Origin of the sequence: Gordonia westfalica (assembly GCF_900105725.1) — a bacterium.
Taxonomy (GTDB): Bacteria; Actinomycetota; Actinomycetes; order Mycobacteriales; family Mycobacteriaceae; genus Gordonia; species Gordonia westfalica.
The window spans coordinates 3,041,149-3,057,508 of sequence record NZ_FNLM01000034.1; the positions used below are offsets into that span (position 1 = coordinate 3,041,149).

At 67.2% G+C, this 16,360-nt stretch carries 15 protein-coding genes; 9 read left to right on the plus strand and 6 right to left on the minus strand.

The window, feature by feature from the left end; all coding sequences use genetic code 11:
* The first annotated feature begins 28 nt into the window (after positions 1 to 28).
* The 3 genes from betT to BLU62_RS19225 are packed head-to-tail and all read left to right on the plus strand — an operon-like array spanning position 29 to position 5,324.
* On the plus strand, positions 29 to 2,239 hold the full coding sequence (gene betT / locus BLU62_RS19215; RefSeq protein WP_074851414.1) for a choline BCCT transporter BetT: 2,211 nt from the start codon (positions 29 to 31) through the stop codon (positions 2,237 to 2,239).
* Positions 2,236 to 3,750 carry an aldehyde dehydrogenase family protein gene (locus tag BLU62_RS19220; protein WP_074851416.1) on the plus strand — a complete coding sequence of 505 codons (1,515 nt, stop codon included), beginning with the start codon at positions 2,236 to 2,238 and terminating at the stop codon, positions 3,748 to 3,750. The genes betT and BLU62_RS19220 overlap by 4 nt, the downstream gene beginning before the upstream one ends.
* Positions 3,747 to 5,324 carry a GMC family oxidoreductase gene (locus BLU62_RS19225; RefSeq protein WP_074851417.1) on the plus strand — a complete coding sequence of 526 codons (1,578 nt, stop codon included), beginning with the start codon at positions 3,747 to 3,749 and terminating at the stop codon, positions 5,322 to 5,324. Before BLU62_RS19220 ends, BLU62_RS19225 begins: the two co-directional genes overlap by 4 nt.
* A 35-nt stretch (positions 5,325 to 5,359) precedes the next feature.
* Here the strand turns inward: BLU62_RS19225 and BLU62_RS19230 are convergent, their stop codons facing one another.
* A complete protein-coding gene (locus BLU62_RS19230; protein WP_074851419.1) occupies positions 5,360 to 5,962 on the minus strand; it encodes a TetR/AcrR family transcriptional regulator in 603 nt (200 codons plus the stop codon).
* A 69-nt stretch (positions 5,963 to 6,031) separates the two neighbouring features.
* Here BLU62_RS19230 and BLU62_RS19235 point away from each other — a divergent pair, with 69 nt between their 5' ends.
* The 4 genes from BLU62_RS19235 to BLU62_RS19250 all read left to right on the plus strand — a co-directional run bounded on the left by BLU62_RS19235 (position 6,032) and on the right by BLU62_RS19250 (position 10,617).
* Entirely contained in the window at positions 6,032 to 6,910 is an 879-nt protein-coding gene (locus tag BLU62_RS19235; protein WP_074851421.1) for an alpha/beta fold hydrolase, read from the plus strand.
* 93 nt (positions 6,911 to 7,003) lie between these two features.
* Entirely contained in the window at positions 7,004 to 7,498 is a 495-nt protein-coding gene (locus BLU62_RS19240) for an RNA polymerase sigma factor (protein ID WP_074853025.1), read from the plus strand.
* Entirely contained in the window at positions 7,495 to 8,817 is a 1,323-nt protein-coding gene (locus tag BLU62_RS19245; protein WP_074851423.1) for a VOC family protein, read from the plus strand. Before BLU62_RS19240 ends, BLU62_RS19245 begins: the two co-directional genes overlap by 4 nt.
* Before the next feature lie 228 nt (positions 8,818 to 9,045).
* Complete coding sequence (locus tag BLU62_RS19250) at positions 9,046 to 10,617, plus strand: DUF222 domain-containing protein (protein WP_074851425.1); 1,572 nt, start codon at positions 9,046 to 9,048, stop codon at positions 10,615 to 10,617.
* 7 nt (positions 10,618 to 10,624) lie between these two features.
* Here BLU62_RS19250 and BLU62_RS19255 read toward each other — a convergent pair whose 3' ends face one another.
* On the minus strand, positions 10,625 to 11,101 hold the full coding sequence (locus tag BLU62_RS19255) for an anthrone oxygenase family protein (RefSeq protein ID WP_074851427.1): 477 nt from the start codon (positions 11,099 to 11,101) through the stop codon (positions 10,625 to 10,627).
* A 156-nt stretch (positions 11,102 to 11,257) separates the two neighbouring features.
* Here BLU62_RS19255 and BLU62_RS19260 point away from each other — a divergent pair, with 156 nt between their 5' ends.
* On the plus strand, positions 11,258 to 12,463 hold the full coding sequence (locus BLU62_RS19260) for an outer membrane protein assembly factor BamB family protein (protein ID WP_244278257.1): 1,206 nt from the start codon (positions 11,258 to 11,260) through the stop codon (positions 12,461 to 12,463).
* Between the two features lie 184 nt (positions 12,464 to 12,647).
* A complete protein-coding gene (locus BLU62_RS19265; RefSeq protein ID WP_074851429.1) occupies positions 12,648 to 13,415 on the plus strand; it encodes a lytic transglycosylase domain-containing protein in 768 nt (255 codons plus the stop codon).
* Here the strand turns inward: BLU62_RS19265 and BLU62_RS19270 are convergent.
* The 4 genes from BLU62_RS19270 to BLU62_RS19285 form a co-directional block, all read right to left on the minus strand.
* Complete coding sequence (locus BLU62_RS19270) at positions 13,409 to 14,695, minus strand: M18 family aminopeptidase (protein ID WP_074851431.1); 1,287 nt, start codon at positions 14,693 to 14,695, stop codon at positions 13,409 to 13,411. The two genes, BLU62_RS19265 and BLU62_RS19270, sit on opposite strands and share 7 nt — an antisense overlap.
* Positions 14,696 to 14,705: 10 nt before the next feature.
* Positions 14,706 to 15,386: a phosphoribosylformylglycinamidine synthase subunit PurQ gene (gene purQ / locus BLU62_RS19275; RefSeq protein WP_074851434.1), complete on the minus strand. Its 681-nt coding sequence runs from the start codon at positions 15,384 to 15,386 to the stop codon at positions 14,706 to 14,708.
* Positions 15,387 to 15,391: 5 nt separating this feature from the next.
* Positions 15,392 to 15,631: a phosphoribosylformylglycinamidine synthase subunit PurS gene (purS, locus tag BLU62_RS19280; RefSeq protein WP_074851437.1), complete on the minus strand. Its 240-nt coding sequence runs from the start codon at positions 15,629 to 15,631 to the stop codon at positions 15,392 to 15,394.
* A 67-nt stretch (positions 15,632 to 15,698) separates the two neighbouring features.
* Entirely contained in the window at positions 15,699 to 16,181 is a 483-nt protein-coding gene (locus BLU62_RS19285; protein ID WP_074851439.1) for a glutathione peroxidase, read from the minus strand.
* Positions 16,182 to 16,360: the final 179 nt, after the last annotated feature.

Here is a 16,360-nt window from a genome sequence, read left to right on the forward strand (position 1 = left end):
CGAAGTGGAAAGGCTAGCGTCGAACGTCATGAGTGCCGACGAAAGTCCACAAGGCCCGTCCACTCCAGCGACCGCGGGCACCGGGGAGCCGCCACGACGCACGAGTTCGGTCAACCTGACCGTCTTCGTCGCGTCGGCCGCCATCGTGCTCGCCTTCGCGATCTGGGCGCTCGCCGCGCCGGAAGCGGCGGAGACGGTGATCAGCGAGGTCCGCGACTTCATCACCCGCTGGTTCGGCTGGTGGTACTTCATCCTCGCCACCGCGATCGTCGGCCTCGTCGTCTTCCTCGGGGTGAGCAAGTACGGCCGCTACCGGCTGGGTCCGGAGGAGTCCCGTCCCGAGTACAGCCTGTTCACGTGGACGTCGATGTTGTTCGCGGCCGGCATCGGCATCGACCTGATGTTCTTCTCGGTCGCCGAACCGGTCACCCACTTCCTCAACCCGCCGACTGGTGCGGCGGAGACCAACGCCGCCGCACGTGAGGCCGTGACCTGGACCGTCTTCCACTACGGCATCACCGGCTGGGCGATGTACGCCCTGATGGGCGGTGCCCTGGCCTATTTCGCGTTCCGGCACAATCTGCCGCTGACCATCCGCGCGGCGCTGTACCCGATCTTCGGCAAGCGGGTCGAGGGACGGTGGGGCGACGCGATCGACGTCGCCGCCGTGCTCGGCACGATCTTCGGCATCGCGACATCGCTGGGAATCGGCGTGGTGCAGTTGAACTTCGGGCTCAACGAGATCTTCGGCATCGAACAGGGCAAGGCGGCCCAGATCGGTCTGATCGCACTGTCGGTGGTCATCGCCACCGCGTCGGCGACATCCGGTGTGGACAAGGGAATTCGCCGGCTCTCGGAGATCAACGTGATCCTCGCGATCGCGATGCTCATCTACATCACGGTCGCCAAGGACGCCGACTTCCTGCTCAACGGCCTGGTCCAGAATGCGGGCGACTACGTGTCCACGTTCGCCGACCGCACCCTCGACACCTTCGCGTGGGATCAGGTGAATCCGCCGCCCGGCAACGACGCCCGCGCCTTCGTCGACGGCTGGACGCTGTTCTTCTGGGCGTGGTGGGTCGCCTGGGCACCGTTCGTCGGCCTGTTCCTGGCCCGCATCTCTCGCGGACGGACGTTGCGGCAGTTCGTCTTCGGCGTCCTCGTGGTCCCGTTCAGCTTCATCCTGGTGTGGATCTCGATCTTCGGGAACAGCGCCCTGGCCGTCGCCCGCGGTGACCAGGAATTCGCCGAGACCACCGCGTCCACACCGGAAGCCGGCTTCTACTCGTTGCTCGAGCAGTATCCGGGCGCGACGCTGCTGATCGGGATCGCGACCATCACCGGCCTGCTGTTCTACGTGACGAGCGCCGACTCGGGTTCGCTGGTGATGGGCAACTTCACCAGCCGCCTCGCCGATCCGATGGCCGATTGCCAACGCTCCCTTCGTATCTTCTGGTCGGTGGCCATCGGCCTCCTGACACTGTCGATGTTGTTCGCCGGCGGCGGCGACGGGTCGATCCTGACCCTGCAGGCGGCGACCGTCATCATGGGCCTGCCGTTCTCGTTCGTCCTCGGCCTGATCGGGGTGTCGCTGCTGCGCGCGGTGCGCAACGAGTCGTACAAGCTCGACAGCTTCCGCCACACCCTGCCGAAGGTCATCGCGGTCGGCCGCGGTCCCACCGAGCAGGCCAGCTGGCGACAACGCCTGGTGGGAACCCTCCGCTTCCCCGGTCGTGTCGCGACCCGCAGGTACATCACCGCGACGGTTCTCCCGGCGATGCACGAGGTCGCCGAGCAGTTCGGCCGGGAAGGCATCTCGGCGACGGTCGACGAGTCGGCCGCCAACGAGGGTCTGCCGTCACCGCGCCTCATCGTCCAACTGGCCGACGTCCCGGCCTTCGAGTACTGCGTGTGGCCGGTCTCCGCGCCGACGCCCACCTACGCGGTCCGCTCGCAGCGCTCCGACGACCGGTACTTCCGGTGCGAGGTGTACCTGACCGAGGGCTCGCAGGGATATTCGCTGTCGGGGTACAACCGCGAACAGATCATCGGCGACATCCTCGACCAGTACGAACGGCATCTGGGCTACCTCCATCTGCGTGACTCGGCCGCCGATCACCACGACCACACCGACAGCAGCGACTTCACCGGCGACACCACCTCCGTGTCCGACGACGTCGGTACTGTCGCAGAGGCGGACATACCCGACACCGACCCGGAAGGGGCGCCTGCTCCATGAGCAATACTCTGTACATCGACGGCAAGTGGTGTGCCGCGGGTTCCGGAAAGACCCGCGAGATACGCTGCCCCGCAGACAATTCGGTGGTGGGCGTGGTAGCCGAGGCCTCCGCGGAGGACACCGAGGCGGCCATCGCCGCGGCGCGCCGGGCGTTCGACGACGGCCGCTGGAGTGCGACACCCGCCGCCGAGCGCGGAGATCTGCTCCTGCGCGTCGCCGACGACATCGATGCCCGCCGAGACGAATTCGTCCGCGCCGAGACCCTCGACACCGGCAAGCGGCCCTACGAGTCCGACATCGACATGACCGACATCGCCAACTGCTTCCGCTATTTCGGCAAACTCGCCGCGCAGGATGCGGGCCGGGTCGTCGACACCGGATCGCCCGATGCCGACTCGCGCATCGTCTACGAACCGGTCGGCGTCTGCGGCCTCATCACGCCGTGGAACTACCCGCTGCTGCAGGCGGCGTGGAAGGTGGCGCCCGCCCTCGCCGCCGGCAACACCTTCGTCCTCAAACCGGCCGAACTGACGCCGCACACCTCGATCCTTCTCCTGGAAGTCCTTGACGGACTGGACCTCCCGGCAGGGGTCGCGAACCTCGTGCTCGGCGCCGGAGCAGACGCCGGGGCGCCGCTGTCGTCGCATCCCGACGTCGACCTGGTGTCGTTCACCGGCGGACTGGTGACCGGACGCGTCATCGCCCGCGAGGCCGCGGCGACGGTGAAGAAGGTGGCCCTCGAACTCGGCGGCAAGAACCCCAACGTGGTGTTCGCCGACGCCTGCGCCACCGAGGATCTGCTCGCGGCCGCGGTGGACAACGCACTCAACGCGGCGTTCCTGCATTCGGGCCAGGTCTGTTCGGCCGGCGCACGGCTCATCGTCGAGGAGTCGGCACACGACCGGTTCGTCGACGAACTGGTCCGACGCGCCGAGGAGATCCGGCTCGGACTGCCGTACTCCGAGGGCACCGAGACCGGACCGCTGATCTCCGAAGCCCACCGCGACAAGGTGCACGCCTACGTCGAACAGGCGCGTGCCGACGGCGCCGTGATCCGCACCGGAGGAGCCTTCGCCACCGGCGACCGGGGATCGGGGAAGCTCGACGACGGCTGGTTCTATCTGCCCACCGTCATCGACCGCGCCGACCGTTCGATGGCCTGCGTGCACGACGAGGCCTTCGGTCCCACCGTCACGGTCGAGACCTTCACCACCGAGGACGAGGCGGTGACCCTGGCCAACGACACCGTCTACGGGCTCGCCGGAGCGGTGTGGTCGGCCGACGCCGCCCGCGCACGTCGCATCGCCGGCCGCATCCGCGCAGGCACGGTGTGGGTCAACGACTTCGGGCCCTACCTGCCCGAGGCCGAGTGGGGCGGCTACGGCCAGTCCGGCTTCGGTCGCGAGCTCGGGCCGTCGGGCCTGGCCGAATACCGCGAGGCCAAACACGTCTACGAAAATCTCCGGCCGGGCGTGACCGGCTGGTTCGAAGATCGGAAGGGGCAGCAGTGAGCGAGACCGGTACCGAGACCTACGACTATGTGGTGGTCGGAGGCGGTTCGGCGGGCGCGGCCGTGGCGTCCCGGTTGTCCGAGGACCCGTCGGTCACGGTGTGCCTGCTGGAAGCCGGCCCCTCCGACGTCGGGGACGACGCGATCCTGCGGCTCGACCGCTGGATGGAGCTGCTCGAATCCGGTTACGACTGGGACTATCCCATCGAGCCGCAGGCGAACGGCAACGACTTCATGCGGCACGCGCGTGCGAAAGTGCTGGGCGGCTGCAGCTCCCACAACAGCTGCATCGCCTTCTGGGCGCCGCGGGAGGACCTCGATTCCTGGGAGCGCGATTTCGGTTGCGCGGGCTGGGGTTCGGAGGAGTTGTACCGCCTCTACCCGCAGATCGAGACCAACGACGCCCCCGGCGATCATCACGGCCGCAGCGGACCCGTCCACATCATGACGGTGCCGCCGAACGACCCGTGCGGTGTCGCCGTACTCGACGCCTGCGAGGCGGTCGGCATCCCGCGAACGGAGTTCAACAGCGGCAAGACGGTCGTCAACGGCGCCAACTTCTTCCAGATCAACCGCCGCCCCGACGGGGTCCGCGCGTCGTCGTCGGTGAGTTACCTGCACCCGCACCTCGAGCGCCCGAACCTCACGATCCGCACCGGCTCCTGGGCCAAGCGCATCGTCATCGAGAAGGTCGACGGCGAGCTGCGGGCCGTCGGCGTCGACATCACCGACAACGCCTTCGGTCGCACCACCAGGATCGGCGCCGGACGCGAGGTGATCGTGTCCGCGGGCGCCATCGACACCCCGAAGCTGTTGATGCTCTCCGGGATCGGGCCTGCCGATGATCTGCGTGAGCACGAACTCGACCTCCTCGTCGACTCCCCCGGCGTCGGCGAACACCTCCAGGATCACCCGGAGGGTGTCATCGGGTTCGAGACGAAGAAGCCGATGACGCAGGAGTCGACGCAATGGTGGGAGGCCGGGATCTTCACCACCGTCGATGACGGACTCGACCGGCCGGACCTGATGATGCATTACGGCAGCGTGCCTTTCGACATGCACACGCTGCGCCAGGGATACCCGACGAGTGACAATACGTTCTGCCTCACCCCCAACGTCACCCACGCACGGTCGCGCGGCACGGTGAAGCTGCGCTCCCGCGACTTCCGCGACAAGCCGCGTGTCGACCCACGGTATTTCACCGATGACGAGGGTTACGACATGCGGATCATGATGGCGGGCCTGCGCAAGGCACGGGAGATCGCGTCCGCCGCACCGCTGCAGGAATGGGTTGCGCGCGAACTCTATCCGGGACCGGACACCACCAGCGACGACGAGCTCGCCGATTACATCCGACGCACCCACAACACCGTCTACCACCCGGTGGGCACGGTACGGATGGGACCGCCCGACGACGAGATGTCGCCGCTCGACCCCGAACTGCGGGTCAAGGGTGTCGCCGGACTACGCGTCGCCGATGCGTCGGTCTTCCCCGAACACACCACGGTGAACCCGAACATCACCGTGATGCTCGTCGGGGAACGGTGCGCGGAGATGGTCGCCGCCGACAGTTGACACCGCGGACAGGTGACACCGCGGGCGGTCGGCCGCTAGGTCCGGAAGGCGTCGACGATGCGGTCGAGAACCGCGGCGACCTCCGCGGTCGCCGCTTCTCGGTCCTCTGCCGCGGCGACGTACAGCGCCGCCTCGTCGAGCGCGCCGATCGCGACGTGGGCGAGGGGCCGGGTCGGTTGGTCGACGGCCTGGCCGGCGGCGATCGCCGCCCGGATCAGTCCTTCGACCAGGGCGAAACCGAACTCCTCACCGCGGGCACGCCATTGCGCCCAGCCGAGGACGGACGGCGCTTCGACGAGGGTGATCCGATGCACCGAGGGCTCGGTGCAGAGTTCGAGGAACAGTCGCATGCCCGACTTCAGGGCGGCGATCGGGTCCTCGGCGGCGAGCGCGCCGGCCGCCTCGGCGATCTGGGCGACCACGTCCTGTTCGACCGCGTCGTAGACGGCCGTGAACAGGCCCTTCTTGTCGTCGAACTGGTGGTAGAGCGCGCCCCGGGTCACGCCCGCCTCGTCGACGATCTCCTGGGTTCCGACTTCGGCGAAGCCGCGTTCCCCGAATAGCTTGCGACCTGCGGCGACGAGCGCCGCGCGGGTCGCTGCGGTGCGTTCGGCCTGGGTCCGACGGTTGACTTTCATACAGTCTGCACGTAACTTTCATACTCAGTGTTCGTAAGTTATCCGAGTCTACGAGAAGCGGACCTCGCCATGGCAAATACGCTGCCGACAGTCGAACTCCCCTCCGGTGTCATCGAGTACGCCACGTACGGACCCGAGGACTCCGCCCTGCCGCCGATCGTCTTCATGCACGGGGCCGTCGTCGATCACCGCCTCTGGGAGCCGGTGGCCGAGCTCCTCGCCGAACGCGGCCACCGTTGCCATGTACCGCTGATGCCTCTCGGTTCACATCGAATCCCGTGGGGCCCGGACGCCGATCGTTCGCCGCGCGGGGCGGGCCGGCTGCCACGTGAGTTCGTCGGACATTTCGACCTGTCGTCGGCGACGCTGGTGGCCAATGACACCGGTGGCGCGGTCACCCAGTTCGCGCTCGACGAGGACCCGCGGTTCGTGAGCCGCCTCGTGTTCACCAACTGCGACGCCTTCGATCTGTTTCCTCCACAACCGTTTCGGCTGTACTTCGCGTTGATGCGGCACCGACTGCTGCTGAAGCCACTCGTCGAGGCGATGCGCCTCAAGACTCTCCGACATTCCCCGCTCGGCGTCGGCCTGCTACTCGACGACCCCGACCCCGAGCTGACCGGGTCGGTCTTCGCTCCCCTTCAGAACGACGTACGAATCCGCGAGGACTTCATCGCGTTCCTGCGGAAGATCAGCCCGGCGGAACTCGCCACGGTGACCGCCCGCATGTCGCGGGTCGATCTTCCCGTCCGTTTCGTATGGGGTCGCGACGACCGGTGTTTCACCCTCGACCACGGACGACGGTTCGCAGAGGTCTTCCCGGGACCCGACGGCGAAGGCGCCCGATTCGTCGAGATCCCCGACGCCCGGACGTTTGTCTCCCTGGACCAGCCGCAGGCGGTGGCGTCGGAGATAGCGGCGTTCACGACCGAAGCGTCCAAGCGCTGAGAAGAAAAGTTGCCCGAAGGGCGTCGGATTCCGGGGCCTGCGCACGACGATGAGAACGTGAGCAGCGACCAACCAGTGGCGGGACCCGAGGGATTGCTGGCGGTGTACGACCAGGCACTGCCGGCGGTGTACGGATTCGTCGTCCGTCGCTGTGCGGATCGTCGGATCGCCGAGGACGTGACCTCGGAGACCTTCCTGGCGGCCATGGACTCCGTTCGTCGACGCCGGGACACCCGGCCGACGACCCCCTGGCTGATCGGGATCGCCCGACACAAGCTCGCCGACCATTGGCGGCGGGCTCAGCGCACGCCGGAACCGGTCGACGATCTTCCGGACCACGGGGACGACCCCTGGGACGCCGAACTCGACCGCATGGTCGCCCATCACACGTTGGGGCAGCTGACGCCGATCCATCGCTCAGTGCTCACGTTGCGCTACGTCGACGATCTCCCCGTCGGCGAATGCGCGGAGATCCTCGGTCGCACGGTCGGTGCCACCGAGGCGCTTCTCACTCGCGCGAAGCGTGCCTTCCGCGAGGCCTACCCGGAACCACAACCCCAGAGCAGCGGGAGAGGAGGTCACGCATGAGCACCCGGAACAGCACCCGCTTCGGCGAGGCACGGGATCCGCTGCGCGCACTGCGCGCAGCCGACACCCCCGGCTTCGACGATCCCGTCGAACCCGACCGCGGTTTCGCCGCCGCCCTGCGTGATCGTCTCGAACGCGGGGTGACGCTACCGCAAGGAGTCATCATGTCCACCGCAACACAATTCGACGAACCCGCCACCACCGAAGCCGCGAGCACGGTGCCCGTGGTCGAGCGGCCCGGCGCACTCCCCTACCTCACCGTGGCCGAGCCGCAGGCCGCCATCGACTGGTACACCGCGAACCTCGGTGCACGGTTGCGCGGCGAGCCGATCGTCATGGACGACGGCGTCATCGGCCACGCAGAGCTCGAAATGGGCGGCGGTGTCGTCTATCTCGCGGCCGAGTTCCCCGACCTCGGACTGCGGGCACCCACCCCCGGGCACGTGTCGGTCAGCCTGATGCTCGCCGTCGACGACACCGACGCCGCCGTCGCGACGGCGGCCCGCGCCGGCGCCTCCGTCACCCGCGAACCATACGAGGGCTACGGCACCCGCACCGGCGTCATCGTCGACCCGTTCGGTCACCGCTGGATGCTGGCCGGACCGTCGAAGGCGCAGTTGTCCAACCACATCCATCAGGGCGATATCGGGTTCATGTCACTCAACACCCCCGACGCCGCGCGCGCCCGACGCTTCTACGCCGCGGTTCTCGGCTGGGAGTTCGATCCCGCGGGCCGCCGCGTGATCAACGTCGGACACCGTCTGAACATCTTCGAGACCGATGGCGAGCCGACGATGTTCTGCGCCTACGCCGTCGACGACCTCGAGGCCGCGCATGCACGCATCGTCGCGGCCGGCGGACGCGGCGAGTTCGGTACGAGCCCGAACGGACACCGCATCGTCGACGCCGTCGATGCGCAGGGTGTGCGCTTCGCGGTGTTCGATCCCGAACCCGGCGACATCCGGCCCGACCAGCACCCGCGCAACACCGGCGCGATGAGCTACCTGACCGTGATGACGCCGGACAGTGCGCGCTTCCGCGACTTCTACGGCTCGGTACTCGGCTGGACGTTCCACGGCGGCCGGATCGACGACGGCTGGGAGGTCGACGACGTCCGGCCGCAGGTCGGGATCGCCGGTGGCGCCGACACTTCCGTCGCGGTCCCGATGTGGGTGACCGACGACGTCGAGGCGGCGGTCGAACGCGTCCGTGCCGCCGGAGGCGGCATCCTCGAGGAACCCCGCACCGCGCCCTACGGCGTCTCCGCCCGATGCACCGACGACCAGGGAGCGCAGTTCTACCTCGGTCAGTTGTTCTGAGGAACCTCACTGTAGGACTTCATTTCGACGTTGCGACTTCGATCGAGGTCGCAGCGTCGAAGTGAGGTCTGGGAGTGGAAGGACCGATTCCCGCGTAACCCATTGCTGCACAACCCCTTGGTCACCCCGTCTGTGGATGAGTATCCGAACTTGTCGGTGGTGGGGTTTACCTTGGTTGGTAACAGATTCAGCCATCCAAGGTTGGGTTGTAGACGTTGTGGGGGCAGCGTGTCGAACCCGTGGATCGATCTACCGGACGAGTTCCATGCCGGGGTCGATCCTGCCCACCCCGAACGCTCCGACACCGCAACCCATATGGAACGGTTTCGGTCGATCCGCCACGGCGAAGCCTACCTGGCGTGGAGCCGCTACCAATCGATCGCCACCATCTACGACCAGCTCGTCGTCAACAGTGATGGCGGGTTCTTCATCGATCGCTACACCGAGATGGTGACCCGGGTGTGCCGTGAGGATGCGATCACCCGCTACCGGGCTGATCAGTGGGTGGGCGAAGCACTCTGTCTTCGAGACCGGCTGCCGAAAGTTGCGACCACGCTGCGTGACGGCATCCTGTCGCGGGAGTTGATCCAGACTGTCATCGCTCGTACCGACCTCATCTCCGATGATGCTGTGATCGCCGACCTCGACACCGACATCGAACACAGCTTGCGCAGCCGTAAAGGGGCGTGGTCGAAACTCACACTGCGTGACATGGTGGACCGCTTGGTGTTCCGGCACGATCCTGATGCGGTTCGGGAGCGTCGTCGCGAAACCTTGGACAAGCGCGGGGTGTGGACCGACAACTTCATCGACGGCACCGGCGAGATCACCGGTGTCATGGCCGCCGAGAACATCCGCATCGCCGAGAAAGCGGTGAAAGCGCTCGCCGACACCGTCTGCGCGCATGACGGTCGTAAACGCAACCAGCGCAATTCCGATGCCATGTTCGCGCTGTTGACCGGCACCATCTTCGAATGCCAGTGCGGGCGTGACGATTGTGACGCCGAGATCCCCGACCCCGCCGAGGTTGTCCGCTCGGTGAGCACCGAGATCGTCATCCACGTCGTCACCGACGCCGCCGTCATCGAGGGCGCCCCCGGTATCGGCTGGGTCGACGGCCACGGCGTCGTCTCCGACGAGCACGTCCGTGACCTCGCCAACCGGCCCGACGCCATCATCAAACCGGTCACCCCGGTCCGCACCCCGCCGGTCCGTGTTGTCGCCGACGACGCGAGCGACGCCTCGTCGACCGAGGTCGTCTTCGTATATCCGGGTGCGCAGGCGGCCGATCCGTATCGCCCGACCACCGCGTGTGCGGAGTTCGTGCGGGTGCGTGACGGGTACTGCATCGAACCCGGTTGCCCGTGTTCATCATTCGACTCCGACCTCGATCATGTCACCGAGTACGACCGCACCAACCCCGCCCGGGGTGGGGCGACGTCGAGTGAGAACCTCAACGCCAAGTGCCGGTTCGGGCTTTTACACAAGACCTTCGGGGACTGGATCGACCTGCAGTACCGCGACGACGACGGCCGGCTGGTCACGGAGTTCGTCACCCCGGAGGGTTTCACCATCCTCGGTGACGCCGAAACCCTCGAAGACTTCTTTCCCAACCTGCGACGAATCCGCTACGAACAGCCACCCCAGGCGCCACCGACCCCACGGGTCATCGCCGGGGATGACACCCCGCCCACCACCAACCGGCTTGCCAGCAAACACGCACGCCGGCGGGCCGAACGTGCCCGAAACCGGCGGGAGCGGGAACGGCGTGAGGAGATCGACGGACCTCCCCCGTTCTGACCCGCCGTCACCGACCCACGAGCACACCGACCACCAACACCGCCACCGCGGCGGTGGTGAGCACCGACCGCACGATGTTCCACGGCACCCACACCGCGGTGAACTCGGCCCACGCTTGCGCGGCCTCCTCGCCGCGAGCGTCGGCGGCGGCGTCGAGGCGGTTGTTGGCCGGGACGTTGACGGTCATGGTGATGACGACGCCGAGCAGCGTGAGCAGGGTCGCGGCCAGGACCCACCAGCGCAGACCCTCATCCCAGACGGCCCAGGTACCGAACGCACCGAACGCCACACCCCCGCCGAAGATGATCGCGAACAGCGGATTGAGGATGGCACTGTTCATTCGATGCATCGCCGGGACCGCGACATCGGCGCCGGCGCGGGTCAGGCCGGGGATCACGGCGTAGCCGAAACCTGCCAGCACACCGGCGCTGAGTCCGGCGGTCACGACCGTGAGGGTCACCAGTACGTCCTGCAGTACGTCCATATACAACAGTGCACCTCGTGGCTCGCCGAAACGCCATGGTTCACTCTTAGCCATGTCCTCACGCTCCCGCGCCCGGGCGCTCTTCGCGCGTCTGCCGTTCGGTATCGGGACGGTCGTACTGATCCTCTGCGCAGCGATGCTCGTCACCGTCGGGTGGTGCTCTCCGGCGGTAAGTACCAGGTCGACAACTCCGAGTACGCATACGGGGAATTGCGCGAGTACCACCGTGCGCCGTCCATCGCCTGGACCCTCGTCGGCCACGAGGATCTGCCCGACTATCGCGACGAGGTCACCATCCAGGTCGCCGACACGTCGGACGAGGGGTGGCTCATCGCCTACCCGTCCGGCCTCGGCCGCTCGTTCACGATGGTGGACCGCCGCAACGGTCGCCTGCTCTGGGATGCGCCCGTGAACGCCGGCCAGGGCGACTGCGCCTTCAACGAAGCCGGACAGGTCGGGTGCGCCGTCCAGCTCGGCACGCCGCTCGACGACGGCTTCTATCTCGTCGACGACACCGGACACCCGACGCAGACCTCCGAGTACCTGGACACCAAGAAGGTCGTGGGGCTCGGCAACAACTTCCTCCGCGTGAATCGCGTGGGCCACCAGGTCTCCCTGAACACACCCGCCGGGAAATCCATCTGGGCACGCACCTTCGCCGCCCCGGTCATCGACATCGAGGTCACCGGCGACATCGTCGTCGTCAAGACCGCCGACGCCAGCCAGTACCTGGTGAACCCGACGAACGGCGACAACCGCATCGCCTGCGACCAGTGCGACATCACCCTCTATCCGACGGGCGTCGCCGTCGAGCACCAGGACTACAACGCCGAGCGGGTCGCCACCTACGCGACGATCAACGGTCGAGTCGACCCGGACCCCGTCGACGACTCGGAAGGACTGCAGGTCGAGTCCGGACCGTCGACGCTGCCGCTGCTGACCGCATCCAACCGCATCTTCGCCGACCGTGGGGAGTACGAGGTACGCGATCCCGCCCGCCGCGGCGCGCTCTGGCGGATCAGCGACCGGGAACTGTCGAAATCGGGAGCCATCGCCTGCGGGTCGCTGGTCAACTTCGGACGCCTCGACGGGTCACGGACCACGTACGCACTCGACGACGGCAAACACATCGGCAGCGGTCCACCGCCCGGTCCGGAGCAGCCCATCCTGGCCAATCCCGCCTGTATCGGGTCCACGGGCACCACCATGATCCTGTCGAATCAGGGCCAGCTGACCGCCCTGACGCCGGAGAACACGGTGGCCTGGGAACAGGGCATCGGCTCACCCGGATTGATCAAAGTCGTCGAGGGATTCATCGTCCTGAGCGAGGGCGCCACGATGTCCGTTCTGCGCCCGAATTGAGTCTCGTGTGGGCCGTCTCACATCGACGCGTGTGTGCCCCCGACGACCTGCATCGACACAAACGCGCCCGCGTGTCCAGCCCTAGGCTGATCACGGAAAGATAACGCTTTGCTCACGACCACGTGTACGGTCGGCTCGGTTCCGAAAGCACGAACCACGAGCAGTACACGTGAGGTCATCAGTTTTGGGTAAGCATTCCAAGCCACGGAAGAAGACACGCACACCGCTATGGGCCACCGCCCTGCTCCCCGTCGGAGTCCTGGCGGGCGCGGCCACCGCAGGAGCCGAGCTGTCCCACCCGACAGCCGCCCCGGAGCCGAACAACATCGCCAAGGGCGTGACGGCTGTCGCGGCCCCGGCGCTCACCCCCGCCGTGAACGCCCACCCGGTCGCTCCGGCCCCGGCGCCGGCACCCGCCCCGGTCATCCGCCCGGCGAGCGTCACCTCCGGCGCGGTCCCCGTGACCAACTACGACGCCTACAAGAAGGCCGCCGCCACGATCGCCGACACCGCCCCGCGCTGCGGCATCGACTGGAAGGTCATCGCCGGCATCGGCAAGGTCGAGTCCCATCATGCCGACCAGGGCAACGTCAACCCCGACGGCGTGCTGCGCAGCGCCATCTTCGGTCCCGTCCTCGACGGCTCGCTCGCCGGCAACGAGGTCATCAGCGACACCGACGGCGGAGAGCTCGACAGCGACGCGACCCACGACCGCGCAGTCGGCCCCATGCAGTTCCTGCCGTCGACCTGGAAGGCCTACGCCGCCGACGGCAACGGTGACGGAAAGTCCGACCCGCAGAACATCTTCGACGCCGCGCTGACCACCGCGCGCTACCTGTGCGACGGGGACCTGGACCTGCGCAACCCGGCGTCCCTGACCACCGCCATCCTGCGGTACAACAACTCGATGGAGTACGTGAACAACGTCCTCGGGTTCGCCCGCTCCTACTGAGCCAGAAAAGCCTGCAGCGCAGCGGAATACATCGGCACGTCGGCGGCGCCCATCAGTTCCCGCGCCGAGTGCATCGCGAGCTGCGGAGCCCCGACGTCGATCGTGGTGAGTCCCGTGCGGGTCGCGGTGATCGGTCCGATCGTCGACCCGCAGGGCAGATCCGCGCGATGGACGTACCGCTGCATCGGCACGCCGGCGTCGTCACAGGCCATTGCGAAGATGGCCTCTCCCAATGCATCCGAGGCGTAACGCAGATTCTGGTTCACCTTGAGCACCGGCCCGCCGCCGATCGAGATCCGATGGCCGGGCTCGTGCCGTTCGGGATAGTTCGGGTGCGTCGCGTGCGCCATGTCTCCCGACAGGCACACGCTCGCAGCCATCGCCTGTAGGTAATCGGAGCGAGAACCGCCGCGCGCCAACACGATCCGCTCGCAGATCGAGGCCAGGAAGTCCGATGCGGCACCGCGTTCGGAACCGCTGCCGACCTCTTCGTGGTCGAACAGTGCCAGTACACGCGTGTGCGTCGACGAGGAGCCGTCGAGTAGCGCCCGCAGGCCTGCATAGCAGGTGCCCTGATTGTCCAGACGCGGTGCGCTGAGCAGATTCTCGGCCGCGCCGATCACCGCCGACGGTGCGATGTCGTGGGTCATCAGCTCCCAGCCCAGCAGCGCGTCCGGGTCGATGCCGGCATACTCCGCCACCCAGCCGAGGACGTCGGGAGTCCCGCCATCGAGGCCCCAGAGTCCGTTGACGTGCCGCTGCGGATCCGGCGAGACTCCCTTGCGGTCCTCGGACAGATGGATCGCCAACTGCGGCACCCGGACGACGGCCTCGGTCACGTGGACGAGCGTGTGCGCCACGCGATCCCCCGACCGGTAGGCGAGTCGCCCGGACAGTCCGAGATCACGATCGAGCCATGAATTGAGCCAGGCGCCACCATAGGGTTCGAGCGCGATCATCGCCAGCCCGGCCGACATGAGGTCGGGGTGCTGCTTCAGCCGGAGATTCGGGCTGTCGGTGTGCCCGCCGACGATGCGGAACGCCGGACCGCCACCGGTTTCCCAGGCGATGATCGAGCCGCCGCGGACGACATAGGACTTCGACGACGCCGCGCTGACCGCCGCGGGCCACGCCTGCTCTTCGGAAAGCCTTGTGTATCCCGCATTCTCGAGCTCGCGGGCGACGGTGGCGCAGACATGGAAGGGTGACGGCGAGGCGTCGATGAACTCCCCGAGGCCGGCCGCCGACGCGTTCGTGGAGATCTTCGGTCTGGCGCTCACACGGATCCGCTCAGACCGAGGCGAGCACTGAGTCGATCGCGGAGTAGAACAGTCCCAGACCGTCGTCGCTGGGGCCCGTGAGGGCTTCGGTCGCATGCTCGGGATGCGGCATGAGTCCGACGATCCGGCCGTTCGGGCTGGAGATCCCCGCGATGTCGAGTGCCGACCCGTTGGGATTGCGCTCCGGGTAGGTGAACACGATGAGGCCTTCGCCCTCGAGCTCTTCGAGCTTGCGCTCCGACGCCACGTAGCGACCCTCGCCCGACTTCAGCGGGATGAGGATGTCCGCGCCCCGCTCGAAACGGGTCGTCCACGCCGTGGTGTTGTTCTCCACGCGCAGCCACTCGTCGCGGCAGATGAAGTGCAGACCCTCATTGCGGGTGAGCGCACCCGGCAGCAGACCGGCCTCGCACAGGACCTGGAATCCGTTGCAGATACCCAGAACCGGCATGCCCTTGCCCGCCGCCTCAATGACCGATCCCATCACCGGCGCGAAACGCGCGATGGCACCGGCACGGAGGTAGTCGCCGTAGGAGAAGCCGCCCGGCACGATGACCGCGTCGACACCCTTCAGATCGGCGTCGCCGTGCCACAGCGCGACGGGCTCGGCACCGGCGAGACGGACCGCGCGAGCGGCGTCGACGTCGTCGAGGGTGCCGGGGAAGGTGATGACCCCGATACGTGCAGTCATCTCGCCTACTCCGCGACCCGGGAGACGTTGAAGTTCTCGATGACCGTGTTGGTCAGCAACTCTTCGGCGATGCGCTCCAGGGTTGCGTCGTCGACGGTGTCGTCGACCTCGAGTTCGAAACGCTTGCCCTGACGGACGTCGCCGATACCCGCGAACCCGAGCCGGCCCAGGGCGCCGACGATGGCCTGCCCCTGCGGGTCGAGAATCTCGGCTTTGGGCATCACGTCGACCACCACTCGCGCCATGGCACCGCTCCTCAATGTCTGCTGATCAGTTCTCGCCTGGTCAGCTTACCGGGTGCCCCAAATCGACTCAGAGCACGGATTCGATGGCGGCGACCACGGTCGGGTCGGTGGGCTCGGTGCGCGGACGGAAACGGTTCACGACCTCGCCGTCGGCGTTGACGAGGAACTTCTCGAAGTTCCACTGGATGTCGCCGGCCTCACCGTCGGCGTCGGCGTGGCGGGTCAGCTCGGCATACAGCGGATGACGGCCGTCGCCGTTGACATCGGTCTTCTCCAGCAGCGGGAACGTGACGCCGTAGGAGGTCGAACAGAAGGTCGCGATCTCCTCGGCGGTGCCGGGCTCCTGGCCCATGAACTGGTTGCATGGGACGCCGACGACGGTGAGGCCCTTCTCGCCATAGGTCTTCGCGAGCTGCTCGAGACCTTCGTACTGCGGGGTGAGGCCGCACTTGCTGGCGACGTTGACGATGAGGAGCGGCCCGCCGAAATCCTTCAGCGAGGCGTCGGAACCGTCGAGAGAAGTGACCGGGATGTCCTTGATGTTGCCCATGACGAGAGATTAGCCCGTGGGCCCGTCCCTGTGATCGGCCGCACAGGCTGCTACGCAACGAGTCGACCGGGTACGGCTGTACTTGCGCGGACCCGTCGAGAGACTCAGATCACACGATTTTGCACAATATGTGCGATGTCACGCCTATTGCGTTTCTGCAATAGTTGCATCGGAGTTAC

Coding starts and splice junctions, on each gene's coding strand:
- betT (WP_074851414.1), top strand. CDS start 29: ATGAGTGCCGACGAAAGTCCACAAGGCCCGTCCACTCCAGCGACCGCG.
- purS (WP_074851437.1), bottom strand. CDS start 15,631: ATGGCGCGAGTGGTGGTCGACGTGATGCCCAAAGCCGAGATTCTCGAC.
- BLU62_RS19245 (WP_074851423.1), top strand. CDS start 7,495: ATGAGCACCCGGAACAGCACCCGCTTCGGCGAGGCACGGGATCCGCTG.
- BLU62_RS19285 (WP_074851439.1), bottom strand. CDS start 16,181: ATGGGCAACATCAAGGACATCCCGGTCACTTCTCTCGACGGTTCCGAC.
- BLU62_RS19220 (WP_074851416.1), top strand. CDS start 2,236: ATGAGCAATACTCTGTACATCGACGGCAAGTGGTGTGCCGCGGGTTCC.
- BLU62_RS19235 (WP_074851421.1), top strand. CDS start 6,032: ATGGCAAATACGCTGCCGACAGTCGAACTCCCCTCCGGTGTCATCGAG.
- BLU62_RS19255 (WP_074851427.1), bottom strand. CDS start 11,101: ATGGACGTACTGCAGGACGTACTGGTGACCCTCACGGTCGTGACCGCC.
- BLU62_RS19230 (WP_074851419.1), bottom strand. CDS start 5,962: ATGAAAGTCAACCGTCGGACCCAGGCCGAACGCACCGCAGCGACCCGC.
- purQ (WP_074851434.1), bottom strand. CDS start 15,386: ATGACTGCACGTATCGGGGTCATCACCTTCCCCGGCACCCTCGACGAC.